The sequence below is a fragment of the Pseudomonas sp. 4CAES_32.4 genome (assembly GCF_058136335.1).
This window is the reverse complement of the sequence record NZ_CM176882.1, coordinates 5,164,849-5,184,471: the sequence shown is the minus strand read 5'-3', so window position 1 is coordinate 5,184,471 and position 19,623 is coordinate 5,164,849. Positions and strand designations below refer to the sequence as shown.

15 protein-coding genes and 1 riboswitch are annotated in these 19,623 nt (G+C 60.1%); of the genes, 10 read left to right on the top strand and 5 right to left on the bottom strand.

The window, feature by feature from the left end; translation table 11 throughout:
• The first annotated feature begins 1,222 nt into the window (after positions 1 to 1,222).
• Entirely contained in the window at positions 1,223 to 2,038 is an 816-nt protein-coding gene (locus AC3Y64_RS23250) for a M48 family metallopeptidase (RefSeq protein WP_489985382.1), read from the top strand.
• Positions 2,039 to 2,112: 74 nt separating this feature from the next.
• On the opposite strand, the gene AC3Y64_RS23245 is transcribed toward AC3Y64_RS23250, so the two are convergent.
• The 3 genes from AC3Y64_RS23245 to AC3Y64_RS23235 form a co-directional block, all read right to left on the bottom strand.
• Positions 2,113 to 2,697: a TMEM165/GDT1 family protein gene (locus AC3Y64_RS23245; protein WP_102901152.1), complete on the bottom strand. Its 585-nt coding sequence runs from the start codon at positions 2,695 to 2,697 to the stop codon at positions 2,113 to 2,115.
• An 87-nt stretch (positions 2,698 to 2,784) separates the two neighbouring features.
• Positions 2,785 to 2,909: riboswitch (yybP-ykoY riboswitch) on the bottom strand.
• 50 nt (positions 2,910 to 2,959) lie between these two features.
• A complete protein-coding gene (locus tag AC3Y64_RS23240; protein WP_102901153.1) occupies positions 2,960 to 3,958 on the bottom strand; it encodes a methyltransferase in 999 nt (332 codons plus the stop codon).
• Positions 3,959 to 3,990: 32 nt separating this feature from the next.
• Positions 3,991 to 4,956: a 2-hydroxyacid dehydrogenase gene (locus AC3Y64_RS23235; RefSeq protein WP_489985381.1), complete on the bottom strand. Its 966-nt coding sequence runs from the start codon at positions 4,954 to 4,956 to the stop codon at positions 3,991 to 3,993.
• A gap of 91 nt (positions 4,957 to 5,047) precedes the next feature.
• Between AC3Y64_RS23235 and AC3Y64_RS23230 the strand changes: the two genes are divergently transcribed.
• The gene (locus AC3Y64_RS23230) at positions 5,048 to 5,677 is read left to right on the top strand and encodes a LysE family translocator (protein WP_489985380.1); all 630 of its coding nucleotides are present in this window, start codon (positions 5,048 to 5,050) and stop codon (positions 5,675 to 5,677) included.
• A gap of 86 nt (positions 5,678 to 5,763) precedes the next feature.
• On the opposite strand, the gene AC3Y64_RS23225 is transcribed toward AC3Y64_RS23230, so the two are convergent.
• Positions 5,764 to 6,528 (bottom strand): AraC family transcriptional regulator, encoded by a 765-nt coding sequence (locus tag AC3Y64_RS23225; RefSeq protein ID WP_489985379.1) that lies wholly within the window; start codon positions 6,526 to 6,528, stop codon positions 5,764 to 5,766.
• Positions 6,529 to 6,613: 85 nt separating this feature from the next.
• On the opposite strand from AC3Y64_RS23225, the gene AC3Y64_RS23220 reads away from it, so the two are divergent.
• The 7 genes from AC3Y64_RS23220 (at position 6,614) to AC3Y64_RS23190 (ending at position 18,153) form a co-directional block, all read left to right on the top strand.
• Positions 6,614 to 7,798, top strand: coding sequence for an MFS transporter (locus tag AC3Y64_RS23220; protein WP_489985378.1), 1,185 nt, complete (start codon positions 6,614 to 6,616; stop codon positions 7,796 to 7,798).
• 146 nt (positions 7,799 to 7,944) lie between these two features.
• Complete coding sequence (locus AC3Y64_RS23215) at positions 7,945 to 9,627, top strand: fatty acid--CoA ligase (RefSeq protein WP_489985377.1); 1,683 nt, start codon at positions 7,945 to 7,947, stop codon at positions 9,625 to 9,627.
• A gap of 336 nt (positions 9,628 to 9,963) precedes the next feature.
• The gene (locus AC3Y64_RS23210; protein ID WP_489985376.1) at positions 9,964 to 11,853 is read left to right on the top strand and encodes a DUF1302 domain-containing protein; all 1,890 of its coding nucleotides are present in this window, start codon (positions 9,964 to 9,966) and stop codon (positions 11,851 to 11,853) included.
• A gap of 27 nt (positions 11,854 to 11,880) precedes the next feature.
• The gene (locus AC3Y64_RS23205) at positions 11,881 to 13,245 is read left to right on the top strand and encodes a DUF1329 domain-containing protein (protein WP_489985375.1); all 1,365 of its coding nucleotides are present in this window, start codon (positions 11,881 to 11,883) and stop codon (positions 13,243 to 13,245) included.
• 629 nt (positions 13,246 to 13,874) lie between these two features.
• Positions 13,875 to 16,610 carry a winged helix-turn-helix domain-containing protein gene (locus AC3Y64_RS23200; protein ID WP_489985374.1) on the top strand — a complete coding sequence of 912 codons (2,736 nt, stop codon included), beginning with the start codon at positions 13,875 to 13,877 and terminating at the stop codon, positions 16,608 to 16,610.
• A 51-nt stretch (positions 16,611 to 16,661) separates the two neighbouring features.
• A complete protein-coding gene (locus AC3Y64_RS23195) occupies positions 16,662 to 17,306 on the top strand; it encodes an MBL fold metallo-hydrolase (RefSeq protein ID WP_489985373.1) in 645 nt (214 codons plus the stop codon).
• Positions 17,307 to 17,418: 112 nt separating this feature from the next.
• Positions 17,419 to 18,153 carry a YiaD family glycine zipper/OmpA-like lipoprotein gene (locus AC3Y64_RS23190; RefSeq protein ID WP_253481926.1) on the top strand — a complete coding sequence of 245 codons (735 nt, stop codon included), beginning with the start codon at positions 17,419 to 17,421 and terminating at the stop codon, positions 18,151 to 18,153.
• A gap of 253 nt (positions 18,154 to 18,406) precedes the next feature.
• Here AC3Y64_RS23190 and AC3Y64_RS23185 read toward each other — a convergent pair whose 3' ends face one another.
• Positions 18,407 to 18,841 (bottom strand): Z-ring associated ZapG family protein, encoded by a 435-nt coding sequence (locus AC3Y64_RS23185; protein ID WP_095050642.1) that lies wholly within the window; start codon positions 18,839 to 18,841, stop codon positions 18,407 to 18,409.
• A 144-nt stretch (positions 18,842 to 18,985) separates the two neighbouring features.
• Between AC3Y64_RS23185 and AC3Y64_RS23180 the strand changes: the two genes are divergently transcribed.
• On the top strand, positions 18,986 to 19,615 hold the full coding sequence (locus AC3Y64_RS23180) for an alpha/beta hydrolase (RefSeq protein WP_489988024.1): 630 nt from the start codon (positions 18,986 to 18,988) through the stop codon (positions 19,613 to 19,615).
• Positions 19,616 to 19,623: the final 8 nt, after the last annotated feature.

Below are 19,623 nucleotides of genomic sequence, written 5' to 3'. Positions count from 1 at the left end.
CGAACGGCAGGTACAACTCGATGCGGCCCTTGTCCTTGTTCACCGAGTAAGTCACTTCGCCGCGCTTGAGATTGGCCAGGTTGGCAATCTGCTCGGCGTCGAGGATGTCGCTGACTTTCTCGCCGAATTTGCTCGGGTCCTGGGTGTAGGCCACGATTCGGCTGTTGCCGCCGATCAGGGCCATTTGCCCGGCACCGCCATACAGTTTCTGGTTGGCGGCGAGGAGCATTTCCTGAATGAAATTCACCGACAGGTCGGCGCCGACAATGCCCTGGAACGTGCCGTTGAGCATGATCGGTTCAATGAACGAGGCGAGCATGACGATCTTGTCGCCGACTTTATAAGGCGCCGGATCGATCACGCAGGCTTTTCTGGTTTCCTTCGAGCACAGGTAGTACTCGCTGGCGCGCACGCCGGTGGAGAGGGTTTTCTGATCGTCGACGTCGACCAGCTTGTCGAGGCCGAGGGTGCCGTCGTCATTGCGGAACCACCACGGCAGGAATCGCCCGTTGGTCGAATCGATGCCGACCACACTGGTGCCGACGTAGGCTGCGTCATTGTGATCGAGTGCGTTCTTTTCCCAACCGATGTAGGTGCCGAGAATCTTCGGGTTTTTTTCGACGTTTTCTTTGATCAGGCTGATCAGCTGTTCGCGGCTGACGCTCAGGCGCGGTTGGCCATCAGCGCCCGGTGTGCCCAGCAGGGCATTGACCCGCACCAGTCCGCCGGCAATCAGCAGCGGCGCTTCGAGCTCGCGCTGGATCTGGCTGACCTGGGTCTGCGCCAGCGAAGTCAGGCGCTGCTCGATGACTTGCTCGAACTGCGCCTGGGTGCGCTGTTGCACCATCTCCTGCGTACGTGCGCCGGAAAACAGCGCGTACAGGACCAGCGCGGCGACCACGCTGAGGACGATGGCGCCGGCCAGGGCGGCGACGGAAAACTGGATCGACTTGAACTTCATGGGAGCTCCGCACGCAAGAGGACGTCTGCGGTGATGTATCGGCAGGGGGTATCGGGCCATGAATGGGATCGGGTGTAATTGGAAGCGCATGTCGCAAATGGATCGGTGCGCGACGCAGTGGCAGAGAGGTAGGCGCAGGGCGTGAATTTTTTACGACAGTCGGGGAGGAAGTGTTTGAAAGTGCTGCAACGCGTCCGTTGTATCTGGTGTCGATACAATTACCCGCCTACGATACGCGGCAGGTTTTCAGGGAGCTTTTGAATGAACAAGACATTGGTTGTAAGTGCACTGAGCGCAGCGCTGTTGCTGGCCGGTTGTCAGTCGGTCAATACCACCAGCGGCGGTGCCGTGGGTGTGGAGCGCAAGCAGTACATGTTCAGCATGCTGTCCTCGCAAGAGGTCGACCAGATGTATGCCCAGTCGTATCAGAAGACCGTGGGTGAAGCCTCCAGCAAAGGCGTGCTGGACAAGACCAGTCCTGAGGCCAAGCGGGTACAGGCGATTGCCAACCGCCTGATCGCCCAGGCGCCGAACTTCCGCCCGGATTCGGCGCAATGGCAGTGGGAAGTCAATCTGATCAAGAGTGATGAGCTCAACGCCAACTGCGGTCCTGGCGGCAAGATCATTTTCTACACCGGGCTGATCGACAGCCTGAAACTCACCGACGATGAAATCGCTGCGGTCATGGGCCATGAAATCGCCCACGCCTTGCGCGAGCACGGTCGTGAAGCGATGTCCAAGGCCTACGGGATTGAAATGGCCAAGCAGGGCGCGGGTGCGTTGCTCGGTCTGGGGCAGGACAGTCTGGCGTTGGCCGATACCGTGGCCAACTATGGGATGACGCTGCCGAACAGCCGCGCCAATGAAAACGAAGCGGATCTGATCGGTCTCGAGCTGGCCGCACGCGCCGGGTACAACCCGAACGCGGCGATCACGTTGTGGAACAAGATGAGCAAGGCCTCGGAAGGTTCGCCGCCGGAGTTCATGAGCACTCACCCTGCATCCGCCAGCCGGATTGCTTCGTTGCAGGTAGCGATTCCGAAGGTCATGCCGTTGTACAACAGCAGCAAGCAGTAAGCAGCAAGCTGCAAGCTGCAAGTCAAAGCAGACTCGCTTGGCTTGCAGCTCGTTGCTTGAAGCTTGAAGCTGCTTTAAATCCAGCCACTGCTCTGCATCGCCTTGTACACCGCAACGATCGCCAGAATCATGAATGCCGAAGCCGCGAGGCGACGGATCAGGGTCAGCGGCAATTTGTCCGCCGCAAAGTTACCGGCCAGCACCACTGGCACGTTGGCAATCAACATGCCCGCCGTCGTCCCGATAATCACCAGCCACAAGTCAGGGTATTGCGCGGCCAGCATCACCGTGGCGACCTGAGTCTTGTCGCCCATTTCGGCGAGGAAGAACGCAATCAGTGTGGTCAGGAACGGCCCGAACTTGCGCGCGGTGCTGGTTTCATCGTCGTCCATTTTGTCCGGAACCAGCGTCCACAGCGCTGTTGCCGTGAAGCTCGCGGCGAGGATCCAGTGCAACGTCGCATTCGAGAAGAAACTGCCGAACCAGGCGCCTACCGCACCGGCTGCTGCGTGGTTGGCCAGGGTCGCAGCGACAATACCGGCAATGATCGGCCAGGGTTTGCGGAAGCGAGCGGCGAGAATCAGCGCGAGCAGTTGCGTCTTGTCGCCGATTTCGGCCAAGGCAACGATTGCGGTGGGAACGAGTAACGAGTCCAGCATCAGGATTTCCTAAGGGGCGGGTCGACACGGCTATGACACGTACAGCCTTCCCGCCCCGGGTAAGGTGTGCGTGTCATAGGTCTTGTCAAACCCTGCGATCCGTCTGGTGCGGACGCTTGGGTCGCATACGCCATGATCTGAGGATCAAGTATGTTGACGTATGCCGGACGAGCTTGGCGCTCGTGGGAGACTACTCCCCTAGGACGGAGCGGATTTTGCCTTCGCAAAACCGATAGAGCAAGCCTCTTTTTTAAAACAAGTTTCAGCCGCGCTTGGCCCGGTAAATCCGGAAACCATTGCCCTCGGCCTTGATTGCACACACGCCCAGATGCTCTTCGATCAGCGGTTGATACTTGAGGAAGCTGTTCGCCACCAAGCGCAGTTCGCCGCCGTTTTTCAGATGTTTGGCCGCTTTTCGCAGCAAGTTCTCGGTGGCGAAATAATCGGTGTGCACACCGACATGGAACGGCGGGTTGCTTAGAATCGCGTTCAAACCCATCGGCGCCGCATCGATTCCGTCACCGGTCAGCACTTCAGCCTCCAGACCGTTGGCCGCCAGGGTCAGACGACTGCTGGCAGCGGCAAACGCATCGACGTCGAGCAAGGTCACCTGATTGTGCGGGTAGCGACGTTTGACCGCAGCGCCCAGCACGCCAGCGCCGCAACCGAAGTCGAGCAGGTGACCGCTCGGCAACTTGTCCAGATGCTCCAGCAGCAGGGCGCTGCCGCGATCCAGGCGACCGTGGCTGAACACGCCCGGCAGGCTGATGACCTTCAACGGGCCTTCGGCCAGTGGCAGTTCGTACGTCTGCGCCAGGCTTTCCAGGGATTTCGCCTCTGGGGCGTTGGCCACCGTCACTTGCCACAACTGGCAGTGACGCGCGCTGTCGAGCTTGCGCGGCTTGCCGAACGGGTTGAGCTGTTTGGACGCGCCTTCGATGCCGCTGCGTTTTTCCCCGACCAGAAATACTTCGCGACCGGCCAGGCGCGATGCCACGGCGTTGAGGATGTAATCGGTCAGGTCTTTGGACTTGGGCAGGAACACCACGGCGCTGTCGAACTCGCGCTCCGGCACGTTCACGCCGAAATGGCTGCGGCCTTCGAAACGGGCATCCAGTGCGGCTTGATCGCCGGCATGCCAGCACCAGCCGAACGCGTTGGGCAGACGGCCAAGCAAATCATCGGCAGGCAAACCGGCCAGCAACAACGAACCTTGAAACAACTCCGGCTGACGAAGCAGTACTTCACTGCGCGGATCCATAACTGCTCCTCAAAAAAAAGTGCCGCAGTTTATCAACTGACGACCCGCAGCGCCTTACCGCTGAAGAACGCCTGAGCGTTTTCGGTCAATTGGCCGACGATACGCTGACGCGCTTCGCGACTGCCCCAAGCGTTGTGCGGCGTGACAATCAGGCGCGGGATGTCGGCGGCCAGCAACGGATTGCCTTGAGTCGGTGGCTCGACACTCAACACATCGGTGGCCGCGCCGCCGAGGTGACCGTTACGCAGGGCATCGGCCAGCGCCTGTTCATCGATCAACCCGCCGCGTGCTGTGTTGACGACGAAGGCGCCGGGTTTCATCGAGGCCAGTTCGCGGGCGCCGATGAAGTGGCGGGTGTGTTCGTTGAGCGGGCAATGCAGGGTGAGGGCATCGATTTGCGGCAGCAGCTCATCCAGCGGCAAGCGATCCGGGCGAGCAGGGCGCCCCGGAATCTGCCCCAGCAAGACCCGCATGCCAAATGCTTCGGCCAGTCGCGCCACGGCACCGCCGAGTTCGCCGTGGCCGAGCAGCCCAAGGGTTTTGCCTTCCAGCTCCACTATCGGATAGTCGAGCAGGCAGAACTGTTTGGCCTGCTGCCAGCGACCTTCGCCCACGGCTTTCTGATAATCGGCCAAGCGGGTGGCGAGGTTGAGCAGCAGCATGATCGTGTGTTGCGCCACCGACGGCGTGCCGTAACCCTGACAGTTGCACACAGTGATGCCGCGCTCGCGGGCGGCGGCGAGGTCGACATTGTTGGTGCCGGTGGCGGTGATCAGGATCAGTTGCAGATCGGGGTTGGCGGCCATGGCGGCGGCGTCGATCAGGATCTTGTTGGAGATCGCGACGGTGGCGCCGCGCAGGCGTTCGCTGACTTGCTCGGGCGAGGTCTGGGCGAACAGTTGCAGATCGCTGAAACAATCACGCAAAGGACTGAGGTCCAGATCGCCGAGATCCAGCGAAGGGTGATCAAGGAATACCGCGCGGCGCGTGTTCGTCATCAACTGTACCTTTTGTGCTGTGAGCGTTGGGCGTAATCTGCCGAGCCTACCAGATGAAACAAATTGATACGCTTGGCCGAAAGGAGCCCCCATGTACTGGACCGAGTTCTTGACCGTTGCACTGATCCACCTGCTGGCCGTCGCCAGCCCCGGCCCGGACTTCGCCGTGGTGGTGCGCGAGAGCGTGACCCATGGTCGCCGCGCAGGCACCTGGACGGCGCTGGGTGTGGGCACGGCGATTTTCCTGCATGTCGGTTATTCGTTGCTCGGCATCGGTCTGATCGTGTCGCAATCGATTGTGCTGTTCAACGCTTTGAAATGGGCGGCTGCGGCTTATCTGCTGTACATCGGTTTCAAAGCCTTGCGGGCGCAGCCGGCGAAAACCGTGACCGACGATCTGCATAAAGAAGCCGGATTGCGTACCGCACGCGGCGCGTTCACCTCGGGGTTCGTGACCAATGGTTTGAATCCGAAAGCCACGCTGTTCTTCCTGTCGTTGTTCACCGTGGTGATCAACCCGCACACGCCGCTGGCGATCCAGGCGGGTTACGGGGTTTATCTGGCTGTCGCGACCGCCCTGTGGTTTTGCCTGGTGGCGATGCTGTTCAGCCAACAACGCGTGCGCGCCGGTTTCGCCCGTATGGGGCATTGGTTTGATCGCACCATGGGCGCGGTGTTGATTGCTCTCGGCGTGAAAATCGCGTTTACCGAGATGCATTGATCCTGCTAGGTAGGAGCTGCCGAAGGCTGCGATCTTTTGATCTTTTTTCAGGATCAAGATCAAAAGATCGCAGCCTTCGGCAGCTCCTACAGGAGTTCGCTGAGCTTGCTCAGTGTGTTGAGGTAGTCCCGGGGATTCTCGCCCAGCAAACGACGAAACATCGCGCTGAACGCCCGCGCACTGCCGTAACCCAAATCCTGCGCCACGCGCTGCACGCTGTCCCCGGCGAGCAAGCGGGGCAGGGCCTCCATCAGGCGCAATTGCTGGCGCCAGGCGTTGAAACTCATCTGCAATTGTTGCTGGAACAACCGCGCCAATGTTCTTGAACTGGCGCCGACCTGCTGCGCCCAGTCTTCCAGCGTGTTCGGGTGATCCGGGGTGTGCAACAGGGCCAGACAGATGTTCTGCAGGCGCCGGTCGGTTGGCATCGGAATGTGCAGCGGCAGGTTTTCCAGACTGGCCAGTTCTTCGAGCATCAATTGCTGAATCAGCGGATTGTCGGCGTGCGGCGGGCCTTGCACCGCACGCAAAATCAATTCGCGCAGCAGCGGCGTCACCGCCAATACGCAGCATTGTTGCAGGCTGGTCGGCGACAGCTCGGGAGCGATGAACAACGAGCGCATCTGCACATCGCCACTCATGAAAATCTCGTGCGCCACCTCCGGCGGAATCCACACTGCACGGCTGGGTGGAATCACCCACGCCCCGCGTTCGGTGACCACGCGCATGATCCCGCTGACGGCATACAACAACTGCGCCTCGCGATGCAGGTGCAACGGCTGGTGCGCGCCGTCCAGATAATCCCGGGGATAGGCGCTCACCGGGCCGTGTTCGAAGTGGCTGATCAACATGTCGGATTCGATGACTTGTTTGGCAGGAATGCGCTTTTTTGCCAACTTAGCATAAGCGGCACACAACAACGTAAAGCGTGCCGCCATGAATCAATCGAGAAACGTCATCCGCTACATCAACGCCGCGCATGTGATCGATCACATGTTCATGCTGATTTTTCCCGCCGCCGTGCTCGGCATGACCCAGGCCTTCGGCCTCGACTATGCCGCGCTGATCGGCCTCTCATTGGGAGGCTTTATCGCCTTCGGGGCCTGCTCGCTACCCGCCGGTTGGCTGGGCGATCACTGGAGCCGGCGGCAGATGCTGCTGGTGTTTTTCTTCGGCATCGGCGCCTCGGCGATTTTCACTGGCCTGAGTAATAGCCCGACCATGCTGGTGATCGGCCTGACCCTGATCGGCATTTTTGCCGCGATTTACCATCCGGTCGGCACGGCGATGCTGGTGGCTTATGCGCAAAACCGTGGCCGGGAAATCGGCATCAACGGCATGTGGGGGAATCTGGGCGTGGCGTTTTCGGCGCTGATCACCGGCTTGCTGGTGGCGCAGTTCGGCTGGCGGTGGGCATTTCTGTTACCAGGCGCGGTGGCGATTGTGTTGGGCGTCGGGTTCGCCTTGCAGGTGCGCGAAGAACCGATCCCGAAACGCCCGCACACGCCCCTCAAAGGTGCCGCCGGTCAGCGCATTTCGATGGTCATGGTGTTCGGCGTGCTGGCGTTGGCCACGGCCACTGGCGGCGTGGTGTTCAACGCCACGACCATGACCTATCCGAAATTGTTCCAGGAGCGTTTGCATGAGTTGTTCGCCTCGCCGCAAACCCTTGGCGTGGTGGTCAGCCTGGCCTACGCCTTTGGTGCGGTCGCGCAGTTGAGCATCGGCCGAGTGCTGCATCGACTCAGTCTGAAGTGGCCATTCATTGTTCTGACCCTGTGCCAGGCGCCGCTGTTGTTTGCACTGGCTTACGCCGATGGCTGGGCGGTGATTGCCCTCGGTGCCGCGTTCATGTTCGTGGTGTTCGGTCAGGTCACGGTCAACGATGCGATGGTCGCCAACTTCGTCGCTCCGCAATGGCAATCGCGGGTGTTCGCCTTGCGTTACTGCTTGTCGTTCGGCGCCAGTGCCACGGCGATTCCGCTGATTTCCTATGTCGAACCACGCCACGGTTTCGTGGGCCTTTACTTGATTCTCGCGGGTTTCGGGGCGCTGACCTTCCTCGCGGCGGTGGTTTTCCCACGCACACCATCGGAAGCTGCTGTAGGGCAAACCGCCTGAGCAGTGACAAAACCCGGCAAAAGCTGGCTCAAAGCTAGCATTTGTACGGCTCTGCAAATCATTCCTTTGGCTGATTTGGCTGGCGTATAAGGGTTTTAGAGTACCTCTCTCTACGCCAACACCGTGCAGCCAGAAAAGGGATTCATATGTTGCAGACTCGCGTCATTCCCCCGGCCGATGGGGCCTACCAGTATCCATTGCTGATCAAGCGGCTGCTGATGTCCGGCGCCCGTTACGAGAAAACCCGCGAGATCATCTACCGTGACCAGATTCGCTACAGCTATCCGACGCTGATCGAGCGGGTGGCGCGCCTGGCCAACGTGCTGACGGCGGCCGGTGTGAAGGCCGGTGACACTGTCGCGGTAATGGACTGGGACAGTCACCGTTACCTGGAATGCATGTTCGCGATTCCGATGATCGGCGCGGTGATTCACACCATCAACGTGCGCCTGTCGCCGGAGCAGATCCTCTACACCATGAATCACGCCGAAGACCGCTTCGTGCTGGTCAACAGTGAGTTCGTCGGTTTGTACCAAGCGATTGCGCCGCACCTGACCACGGTCGAGAAAACCCTGCTGCTCACCGATCTGCCGGACAAAACCGCCGAGCTGCCGAATCTGGTCGGCGAGTACGAGCAATTGCTTGCGGGGGCGAGCCCGCAATACGACTTCCAGGACTTCGACGAAAACTCGGTCGCCACCACGTTCTATACGACGGGCACCACCGGCAACCCGAAAGGCGTGTATTTCACCCATCGGCAACTGGTGCTGCACACCATGGGCGTGTCGACGATCATGGGCTCCATCGACAGCGTGCGCCTGCTCGGCACCAACGATGTGTACATGCCGATCACGCCGATGTTCCATGTTCACGCCTGGGGCTTGCCGTATGTGGCGACCATGCTCGGGCTCAAGCAGGTTTATCCGGGGCGCTACGATCCGGAGTATCTCGTCGAGTTGTGGCGCAAGGAAAAGGTCACTTTCTCCCATTGCGTACCGACCATCCTGCAGATGCTGCTCAACGCCAAAGGCGCGCAGGGCACCGATTTCGGCGGCTGGAAAATCGTCATCGGTGGCAGCGCACTCAATCGCACGTTGTACGAAACCGCCAAGGCACGCGGCATTCAACTGACGGCGGCGTATGGCATGTCGGAAACCGGGCCGCTGGTGTCCTGTGCGCACCTCAATGACGAGCTGATGGCGGGCACCGAAGACGAACGCACCACTTACCGGATCAAGGCCGGTGTGCCGGGACCATTGGTGGAAGCGGCGATCGTCGACGCGGACGGCAATTTCCTTCCGGCCGACGGCGAGACTCAGGGCGAACTGGTGCTGCGCGCGCCATGGCTGACCGAGGGTTATTTCAACGAACCGCAGAAGGGCGCCGAGCTCTGGGCCGGCGGCTGGCTGCACACCGGTGACGTCGCCACGCTCGACAGCATGGGTGTGATCGACATCCGCGACCGCATCAAGGACGTGATCAAGACCGGCGGCGAATGGATCTCCTCGCTGGACCTCGAAGACCTGATCAGCCGTCACGTCGCGGTACGCGAAGTAGCAGTGGTGGGCATTGCCGATCCACAGTGGGGCGAGCGTCCGTTTGCCTTGCTGGTGATCCGTGAAGGGCACGTGATCGGGGCGCGTGAGCTCAAGGAACACCTCAAGCCGTTCGTGGAATTGGGGCACCTGAGCAAGTGGGCGATTCCGAGTCAGATCGCCCTTGTTACCGAAATTCCCAAGACCAGTGTCGGCAAGCTCGACAAGAAGCGCATCCGCCTCGACATCACCGAATGGCAGGCCAACAACAGCACCTTCCTCTCGACACTTTGAGTGTCCGCTGGCGCGCCGAAAACGGCGCGCCAGACCCACCAAGCAAGCGCTTGGCTTGTGAAATCGAAAAATTAGGCCATCCTTGCCGTGCCGACACGTGTCGGACTGGCGAAAGGACTGTTCCAGAGTGGTTGGCAGATGCAAATCACACTTTAGAGGGATCAAGCAGTACCACCTGCTGGCTATAGTCCGCTCAAGGATTTTTAAGAACGGAGCACACGCACTAGACGGGGCGAGCAACTTTGGAGTGATTTCGGGCAGCCCTGGCGTCCGGTCCTCCACAGCGTTTTTAAAAGTACTCACTGCCATAACAATAATGCACATGGAGTAGCGTCGATGACCTCAGTAAACCAGTTCTGGCGCCGGGCAAAACTGCCTCTGGCGGTCAGCATTGCCTCTTCGCTCGCCGGGCCCGCATTCGGCGTCAGTTTCAACGTCGGTGAAATCGAAGGCCAGTTCGACTCGTCTCTGTCGATCGGTGCCAGTTGGTCTACTCAGAGCCCGAACAAGAACCTTATCGGCGTCAACAACGGCGGCCATGGCCTGTCGCAGACCTCCGATGACGGCCACGCGAACTTCAAGAGCGGCGAAACCTTCTCGAAAATCTTCAAGGGCATCCATGACCTTGAATTGAAGTACGGCGACACCGGTGTGTTCGTCCGTGGCAAATACTGGTACGACTTCGAACTCAAGGACGAAAGCCGCCAGTTCAAGGACATCAGCGACAGCAACCGCAAGGAAGGCGCCAAGTCTTCCGGCGGGCAGATCCTCGACGCCTTCGTGTATCACAACTATTCGATTGCCGATCAGCCGGGCTCGGTGCGTCTGGGCAAGCAGGTCGTAAGCTGGGGTGAAAGTACCTTCATCGGCGGCGGCATCAACTCGATCAACCCGATCGACGTGTCCGCGTTCCGTCGTCCGGGCGCCGAGATCAAGGAAGGCCTGATCCCGGTCAACATGTTCTACGTGTCCCAGAGCCTCACCGAAAACCTCTCGGCCGAAGCGTTCTATCAACTGGAATGGGACCAGACCGTCGTCGACAACTGCGGCACGTTCTTCTCGCAGCCGGACATCGTTGCCGATGGTTGCGACAACAATCTGCGCGTGTTGAACAAACGTTCGCAAATCCCGGCCATCGCTTTGGGTCCATTGGCGGCCAACGGTGTCAACGTCAACGAAGAAGGCGTGCTGGTGCGCCGTGGCGCCGACCGTGATGCCCGTGACAGCGGCCAGTGGGGCGCATCCCTCAAATACATGTTCGAGCCACTCGACACCGAGTTCGGCGCCTACTTCATGAATTACCACAGCCGTGCGCCGATCTTCAGCGCCACGGGTGCGCCGCAGTCGGTGTACAACACTGCCGCCGGGCTGCCGGGGCCGTTTGCCGCACTCGCTCCGCTGCTGGTAGCGGGCAACTCGAATTACTTCATTGAATACCCTGAAGACATTCGCCTCTATGGCCTGAGCTTCTCCACCACCCTGCCTACCGGTACGGCGTGGAGCGGTGAGATCAGCTACCGTCCGAACGCGCCGGTGCAACTGAACTCCACCGACATCCTGTTCGCCGGTGTGCGTCCTTTGGGCGGCGCCTTGACCAACGCTTCGCTGCTCACCGGCGTGCCGGGCCAGGATCTGCATGGTTACGAGCGCAAGGAAATCACCCAGATCCAGACCACGTTCACGCACTTCTTCGATCAGGTCATGGGCGCCAGCCGTCTGACCCTGGTCGGCGAAGTCGGCGCGACCTATGTCGGCGGTCTGGAAAGCCGTTCCAACATGCGTTATGGCCGCGATCCGGTGTATGGCCCGGGTGAGTTGCCAGCCACTGGCACCACCAATACCTGCGCCAACATCCTCAATGCCAGCACCATCAACGGTGCAGGGCCAGGGTCGCCGCAGAACAACCGCAGCCGCAATTGCGACAACGACGGTTTCACCACCTCTGTGTCGTGGGGCTACCGCGGCCGTGCCATCTGGGAATACAACGACGTCTTCGCCGGTGTGAACCTGAAGCCGAACGTGGCCTGGTCCCATGACGTGAGTGGCTACTCGCCAGGCCCTGGCGGCAACTTCGAGGAAGGTCGCAAGGCCGTCAGCCTCGGTGTCGATGCTGAATACCAGAACACCTACACCGCGAGCCTGGCTTACACCAATTTCTTCGACGGCAAGTACACCACTGTGGATGACCGCGACTTCGTTGCGCTCAGCTTCGGCGTGAACTTCTAAGCACTGCATTTCAGGACGAACACACATATGAAAATAACAAAGAGTCTGTTCCACGCCAGTGTTCTGGGTCTGTCGCTGCTGGCGACCAGTGTCATGGCGGCCGTACCCGCAGCCGAAGCCGACAAACTGGGCAAAAGCCTGACGCCGATGGGCGCTGAAATGGCCGGTAACGCTGACGGTTCGATTCCGGCCTGGAAACCGCTGCCGAAGAATGCCGGCTCGGTCGACAGCAAGGGCTTCCTGTCCAACCCGTATGCCAGTGAGCAGCCGCTGTTCACCATCACCGCGAAAGACGTCGATAAGTACAAAGACAAACTCGCGCCAGGCCAGTACGCGATGTTCAAGCGCTATCCGGACACCTTCAAGATGCCGGTCTACCCGTCGCATCGCGGTGCAACCGTGCCGGATGACGTGTTCGCCGCCATCAAGAAAAACGCCACCACCACCAATCTGGTATCCGGCGGCAACGGTCTGGAAAACTTCGAAACCGCCGTGCCGTTCCCGATTCCAAAAACCGGTGTGGAAGTGATCTGGAACCACATCACCCGCTATCGCGGTGGCAGCGTGACCCGTCTGGTGACCCAGGCCACACCTCAGCCGAACGGCTCGTTCAGCCTGGTGTACTTCCAGGATCAGTTCGTGTTCCGCGACAAGATGAAGGACTACGATCCGGCGAACCCGGGCAACATCCTGTTCTACTTCAAGCAGAAAGTGACCGCGCCGGCACGTCTGGCCGGTGGTGTGCTGCTGGTGCACGAAACCCTCGACCAGGTTAAGGAACCGCGTTCGGCGTGGGTCTACAACGCCGGTCAGCGCCGTGTGCGTCGTGCGCCACAAGTGTCCTATGACGGCCCAGGCACTGCGGCGGATGGCCTGCGTACTTCCGACAACCTCGACATGTTCAACGGTGCACCGGACCGCTACGACTGGAAGCTCGAAGGCAAGAAAGAGATGTACATCGCCTCCGACAGCTACAAGCTCGACGATCCGAAACTGAAGTACGCCGACATCATCAAGGCCGGCCACATCAACCAGGATCTGGCACGTTACGAGTTGCGCCGCGTCTGGCATGTAGTCGCCACCCTGAAGGAAGGTCAGCGCCACATCTACGCCAAGCGTGACTTCTACATCGACGAAGACACCTGGCAAGCAGCAGTGATCGACCATTACGACGGTCGTGGCCAACTGTGGCGTGTGGCTGAAGCGCATGCCGAGAACTACTACGACAAGCAAGTGCCGTGGTACGCCCTGGAAACCCTCTACGACCTGCAGTCCGGCCGCTACCTGGCACTGGGCATGAAGAACGAAGAGAAGCAGGCGTATGACTTCGGTTTCACCGCCACCACCAGCGACTTCACCCCGGCCGCTCTGCGTCAGGATGGTGTTCGCTAAACCGCTGTAAACCCGAGGCCGCATCCTCGTGAAAACGCCCCGACTGGTTCGGGGCGTTTTTTTGCGCGGCCTCCGCGCCTTCGAACCGCTTTTGTAGGAGTTGCCGAAGGCTGCGATCTTTTGATCTTTTGTTTGGACCGTGGGTTTTGGGGGCATATCCGTTGTTGCGGTTGGGGCCTCTGGCGGTTTCGCTCTTACAGCGAGTCCCTTTTTCAAACGCCAAAAAGGAACCAAAAGGCTTGGCCCCCGGCGTACGGCACTTCGCTTAGGCTCAGTGTTCCCTCGCTACGGTGTTCATCCGGGGGCATCGCCTACGGTTTGCTTCGCTGCACCTCCTCTCGATGTATGCGGCTACGCCGCACGGCGCTGCGCGCCTGCCCCGGATGAACGCCTTCGCTCGGCCTGCCGATGGGGGCGAAAATCAAAAGCCACATCAAAAGCAGGAGCCAAAGCAGATCAAAAGATCGCAGCCTTCGGCAGCTCCTACACGTCGAAATGGGGGGGGGAATGGCGCATTCTGGAAAGACTTTTGTAGCCATTTGTAGCAGTAACCTTCATTACCGCTACGTTTAAGGCTAGTCTGCGGACATCTGCAACGCCGCCAACAGCAATTCGAACAAGAGCCGGCCATGACTGATCTGTCCCCACTTCCGGGTCCCGCAAGTGTTGCCGTCACGGCATTGGACGGGCGTTTTTTTCGCCCGCCACTACCCGACGGATACGTGCTGCGACCACGACTTTGCGAGCGCCTGCAAGCCGGGCTCGGTGGGCGACTGTTGCTGGTCAGCGCCCCGGCCGGGTTTGGCAAGAGTTCGCTGGCGGTGGAATTTTGTCAGAGCCTGCCGGCACATTGGCAAAGTCTGTGGCTGGGGCTGAGCCCACGGGACAGCGATCCGGGACGGTTTCTCGAACGCTTGCTCGAAGGCCTGCAGGACTTCTTTCCACAGCTAGGTAGCCGCGCGTTGGGCCTGCTGAAAATGCGCCAACGGCATCAGCCATTTGCCTTCGAGGAATGGCTCGACGGCTTGCTCGATGAGCTGGCGCTGCAACTTGATCCGGCGGCGCCCTTGCTGCTGGTACTCGACGATTACCATCTCGCCCAAGGGCCGGTGCTCGACCGTTGTCTGCAATTTTTCCTCAATCATTTACCCGATGGCCTGCTGGTCATGGTCACCAGTCGGCAACGACCGGACTGGCATCTGGCGCGCTTGCGCCTGTCGCGACAGTTGCTCGAACTGCATGAACAGGATTTGCGCCTGACCCACGACGAAGCGCTGAGCCTGCTTGATCGGCACAGCACGTCACTGCGCGGCGAAGCATTGGAAAACCTGATCCAGCGCAGCGAAGGCTGGGTCGCGGGTTTGCGTTTCTGGCTGCTGGCGGTGGCCGAGGCCGGCAGCGATGCAACATTGCCGCAAGCGTTGAACGGCGGGGAAGGGCTGATCCGCGACTATCTGCTGGAAGAGGTCATCGATTGCCTGCCGGTCGAAGTGCAGGCATTTCTCTACGACACGGCGCCACAGGAGCGCTTTTGCAGCGAACTCTGCGATGCCGTGCGCGAAGCCCATGACAGTGCCGAGATCCTGCGTTTCCTGCTCGCACACCAAGTCTTTCTGGTGCCACTGGACGAACATGGCCACTGGTATCGCTATCACCATTTATTCTCCGACTTGCTGCGCAGTCGTCCGATCGCGCAGGCGATGGTCCCGACCGCGACCCTGCATCTGCGCGCCTGCCGCTGGTTCAATGCGCAGGGGCTGCTCGACGAAGCGGTCGAGCAGGCCCTGCGCGCCGGCCATCTCGACGTGGCAGCGAATCTGGTGCAGAACCTCTCCGAAGAACAACTGCTCGCCGAGCAAAACATCGGCATGTTGCTGCGCTGGAAAATGGATTTGCCCGACAGCCTGCTGATCAGCACGCCACGTTTGATCGTGCTCTACAGTTGGGCGCTGGGGCTGGCGTGCCAGCTCGATGCCGCCGAAGAATTATCCAGTCATCTGAGCCGTTTTCTGCCTGCGCCTTCGGCCACTGCGCAAAAGTCGATGCTGGCGCAATGGCTGGCACTCAGCGGGATCATCGCCCGTGGTCGTGGGCATCGAGAGCTGACGCTGCGCTATTGCAGAGAAGCGCTGGAGAGTTTGCCGGCCAAACGCTACGGTCAGCGGCTGATGTGCTTGTCGACCTTGTCCAACCTGGCCATTGCCGATGGTGATCTGTGGCGTGCGCGGGGCCTGAACCGCGAGTCCCTCGAACTGGCGCAGCGGGTCGGCAATCCCTTGTTTGAAGCATTGGCGCATTACGACCGGGCGCGGGTTCTGCAATCGCGTGGTGAAATTCTCCGTGCGCTTGCGGAAGTGCATCAAGGGCTGGAGCGCTTGCGCGGGTTGTCGGCGCAACGTTTGTACGCCGTACGTGCGCGCCTGACGTTATACGAGGGCTTTCTGCTGGCGATGCGCCTGCAACCCCAGGCCGCACGCGGGCGCTTGCTGACGGGGATCGCAGAAGCGCGCGCCTGTCGCGATATCAGCGTGTTGATCGGCCATTGTGTGATCGCTCGGCTGGACGGCGCCAAAGGCGAGTTCGCCGGGGCTTTTGCGCAATTGGCCGAAGCTGAACGGCTGATGCATATCTGGGACGTGCCGCCGATCTACTATCTGGCGATGATCACGCTGGTCAAATGCGAACTGTGGCTGGCCCAGGGCCGCACCGATCTGGCCGAAGCCTGGCTGGCGCGATTGGGCCAGACCTACACCGGCGAACGTGCTGCCGCGCCACCGGAGTTTCATCCACAGCTGCCGCTGCATGTGGAGCTGCAACAGGCCTTGCTCGATCTGATCCAAGGGCAACCGATGCTCGCCGAAGGCCGGCTCAACGTGTTGCATGAAAACGGTCAGCAAAGCGGTCGCCAGTTGCTCAGCGTGATGGCGCTGACGCAGAAAGTGGCGTTGCTGCTGGCCGGCGGTCGCGAGCCGGAAGCGCGCAAGACTTTGAGCCTGGCGCTGGAGGCCGCAGCGGGCGGCGTGCTGCAACCCTTCGATGGCTTGCTCAAGGAACATCCGGACTGGGTGCGCGGACAATTGGCGGCAAACGTGTCGAACCCGGTTGGCCAGCAATTGCTCGAACACATAGCCCCGCCTACAGCCCGCGCGGTGCCCGAGTGTCCGGCGGCAGAACAGCTCAGCAGTCGTGAGTTGGCGGTGCTGCGACTGATCGCTCAAGGTTGTTCCAACCAGGAAATCAGCGAGCAGTTGTTCATTTCGCTGCATACGGTGAAAACCCATGCCAGCCACATCAACAGCAAGCTGGGCGTGGAGCGGCGCACGCAAGCCGTGGCGCGGGCCAAGGAGCTGGGGTTAATGATCTAGCGGCGGTAAAATCGCCGATCTGCCGCTTCGAGCCCTAGCTCAGGATTGCCCATGACCGTTGCAAAACCAGCGCTGATCCGCGAAACCTTCCCTGTTGGCCCGTTGCAGTGCAATTGCACGATCATCGGCGACCCGCTGACCAAGAAAGCCATTGTCGTCGATCCGGGCGGCAACCCTGACCTGATCATGGCGCGCCTCGATGCGCATGGCCTGAAAGTGGTCAGCATCATTCACACCCACGCGCACCTCGATCATTTTCTTGCTTCCGGGCAGATGAAGGAAAAAACCGGCGCGACCCTGCACCTGCATAAAGAGGATCAGTTCCTCTGGGACAACCTCGAGATGCAATGCCAGATGTTCGGCGTGCCGTACACACCCGTGCCATCACCGGATCGCTGGTTGAGCGACGATGAAGAGCTGGCGTGCGGCTGTGGCGTTGCCCTGCATACGCCGGGGCATACACCGGGTTCCATGAGTTTTTGGTTTTCCGAGGCTAAGCTGTTGATCGTCGGCGACACGCTGTTTCGTCGCGGTGTAGGGCGTACGGATTTGTGGGGCGGCGATCAGGCGACCATCGTGCGTTCTATCAAGCAGCGGCTGTATACCCTGGATGAAGACGCCACCGTGGTGACCGGTCACGGTCCGGATACACGTTTGGGCGATGAAATGCGCGAGAACCCGTTCGTCAGGGCCTAAATATTTTGTCACGAGTGCCCGGCGGAATTTTTGTGCATTGTCATGATCCAACGCCCGCACAGGTCCATTGCCAAAAGGGCCGTCATAGAATGCAAAAAAGTAGGAGCTCTCCATGTTCACCAAGCGTCGTTTGATTATTGTCGCTACTGCCGTGGCCTTGCTGTCCGGCTGCGCCTCGCCTAATCCGTATGACAATCAGGGCCAGGCTGACGGTGGCTCTCAAGGCATGAGCAAAACCGCCAAGTACGGTGGCCTCGGCGCTCTGGCCGGTGCATTGGCCGGCGCTGCCATCGATCACAACAATCGCGGCAAAGGTGCCTTGATCGGCGCGGCGGTGGTAGGTGCTTCGGCGGCCGGTTACGGTTACTACGCTGACAAGCAGGAAGCCAAATTGCGCGCCAGCATGGCCAACACCGGGGTTGAAGTGCAGCGTCAGGGCGATCAGATCAAATTGATCATGCCAGGCAATATCACCTTCGCGACCGACTCGGCGAACATCGCGTCCAGCTTCTACCAACCGCTGAACAACCTGGCCAACTCGTTGAAAGAGTTCAACCAGAACCAGATCGAAATCGTCGGTTACACCGATAGCACCGGTAGCCGCCAGCACAACATGGACCTGTCCCAGCGTCGTGCGCAGAGCGTGGCGACTTACCTGACCTCGCAAGGCGTCAGCGGTGCCAACCTGACCGCCCGTGGTGCCGGTCCGGATAATCCGATTGCCAGCAACGGCGACGTCAATGGCCGGGCGCAAAACCGTCGGGTCGAGGTCAACCTGAAGGCGATTCCAGGCCAGGAGTATGGTGGTCAGCAGCAACAGCCGGGCACTGTTCAGCAGTATCCATAAGCGATTGCCTGATTGAAGAAATGCCCGATCCTGTGATCGGGCATTTTTTTGTCTGGCCTGTTCCGGCCCCTTCGCGAGCAAGCTCGCTCCCACAGGTATTGATGGTGTACACAAAAGTTGTGTTTCACACCTAACCCTGTGGGAGCGAGCTTGCTCGCGAAGGGGGCATAACAATCAGCCACAAATCATCAGATACAAAAAAGCCCCCGGACACATCACTGTCCGTGGGCTTTTTGTTTGCAGCGAAGACTGATTACTTCTTCAAACCGTAGTGCTCATCGAGCATGCCCGGTGAGTTCGGCGTCTTCGGTGCGTAGTCGCGTGGCGGCTCCTGATCGCGCGGTGGCGTCAGGCGTTCGCGTGGCGTCACTGCCGCGTCGGCGTGCAGGGCAGCGATCAGGCGCTGGCGGGTCTGCTCGTCCAGGGCCAGACGATTGGCACCCTCGGCGAGATGATCCTGCACTTCCTGATAGCTCTGGGTCAGTTTCTTGACCAGCATCGCAGTGCTGTTGAAGTGGGTGACCACCTCGTTTTGATAACTGTCGAAACGCTCCTGGATATCATCCAGTTGACGCTGCGTACGGCTCGGCGCGGCGTTCGGCGCAACGCGCGCGATCAGGAATCCAATGGCGACACCCACAACCAGGGCAAGAGTCGGTAACAACCAAACTAAGAGCGAGTGTTCCACGAGTCCTTCCTCTATAAACGGCTTTGCTTTACGTTAACGGCTCGAACCTGCGCTGTATACCGCGATTCACTCGCAATAGATTGGCACAGACAATTTGCTAGACGAGTCGACCCGATTCGAGGTCACGGAGTTCCTTCCTTGCTGATGCGTGAAACCCCTGTAGTGATTGCCGGCCCAGTCGGCCAAATCGAAGCTTTGTACCTCGACAGCGAGCAGCCGCGCGGCATCGCGCTGATCTGTCATCCGAACCCGGTGCAGGGCGGCACCATGCTCAACAAGGTCGTCTCGACCCTGCAGCGCACCGCGCGCGACGCCGGCCTGATCACCTTGCGCTTCAACTATCGCGGCGTTGGTGCCAGCGAAGGTTCGCACGACATGGGCACCGGTGAAGTCGACGACGCTCAGGCAGCCGCCAAATGGCTGCGCGAAAAACACCCGGATCTGCCGCTGACCCTGTTTGGTTTCTCTTTCGGCGGATTTGTTGCAGCAAGTCTCGGCGGCCGTCTCGAAGCGCAAGCCGTGCAGCTCAAGCACCTGTTCATGGTCGCGCCAGCGGTGATGCGTCTTGGCGAGCAGGATCAACTGCCGCAACACGGCGAACTCACGGTGATCCAGCCGGAAACCGACGAAGTCATCGACCCGCAACTGGTTTACGACTGGTCGGGACAACTCCAGCGTCCCCATGAGCTGCTGAAAGTGGCAGAATGCGGACACTTTTTTCATGGCAAGCTGACCGATCTCAAGGATCTGATCCTGCCGCGTCTCTCGAATTGATTGCAGTC

Coding starts and splice junctions, on each gene's coding strand:
- AC3Y64_RS23250 (WP_489985382.1), top strand. CDS start 1,223: ATGAACAAGACATTGGTTGTAAGTGCACTGAGCGCAGCGCTGTTGCTG.
- AC3Y64_RS23245 (WP_102901152.1), bottom strand. CDS start 2,697: ATGCTGGACTCGTTACTCGTTCCCACCGCAATCGTTGCCTTGGCCGAA.
- AC3Y64_RS23240 (WP_102901153.1), bottom strand. CDS start 3,958: ATGGATCCGCGCAGTGAAGTACTGCTTCGTCAGCCGGAGTTGTTTCAA.
- AC3Y64_RS23235 (WP_489985381.1), bottom strand. CDS start 4,956: ATGACGAACACGCGCCGCGCGGTATTCCTTGATCACCCTTCGCTGGAT.
- AC3Y64_RS23230 (WP_489985380.1), top strand. CDS start 5,048: ATGTACTGGACCGAGTTCTTGACCGTTGCACTGATCCACCTGCTGGCC.
- AC3Y64_RS23225 (WP_489985379.1), bottom strand. CDS start 6,528: ATGTTGATCAGCCACTTCGAACACGGCCCGGTGAGCGCCTATCCCCGG.
- AC3Y64_RS23220 (WP_489985378.1), top strand. CDS start 6,614: ATGAATCAATCGAGAAACGTCATCCGCTACATCAACGCCGCGCATGTG.
- AC3Y64_RS23215 (WP_489985377.1), top strand. CDS start 7,945: ATGTTGCAGACTCGCGTCATTCCCCCGGCCGATGGGGCCTACCAGTAT.
- AC3Y64_RS23210 (WP_489985376.1), top strand. CDS start 9,964: ATGACCTCAGTAAACCAGTTCTGGCGCCGGGCAAAACTGCCTCTGGCG.
- AC3Y64_RS23205 (WP_489985375.1), top strand. CDS start 11,881: ATGAAAATAACAAAGAGTCTGTTCCACGCCAGTGTTCTGGGTCTGTCG.
- AC3Y64_RS23200 (WP_489985374.1), top strand. CDS start 13,875: ATGACTGATCTGTCCCCACTTCCGGGTCCCGCAAGTGTTGCCGTCACG.
- AC3Y64_RS23195 (WP_489985373.1), top strand. CDS start 16,662: ATGACCGTTGCAAAACCAGCGCTGATCCGCGAAACCTTCCCTGTTGGC.
- AC3Y64_RS23190 (WP_253481926.1), top strand. CDS start 17,419: ATGTTCACCAAGCGTCGTTTGATTATTGTCGCTACTGCCGTGGCCTTG.
- AC3Y64_RS23180 (WP_489988024.1), top strand. CDS start 18,986: ATGCGTGAAACCCCTGTAGTGATTGCCGGCCCAGTCGGCCAAATCGAA.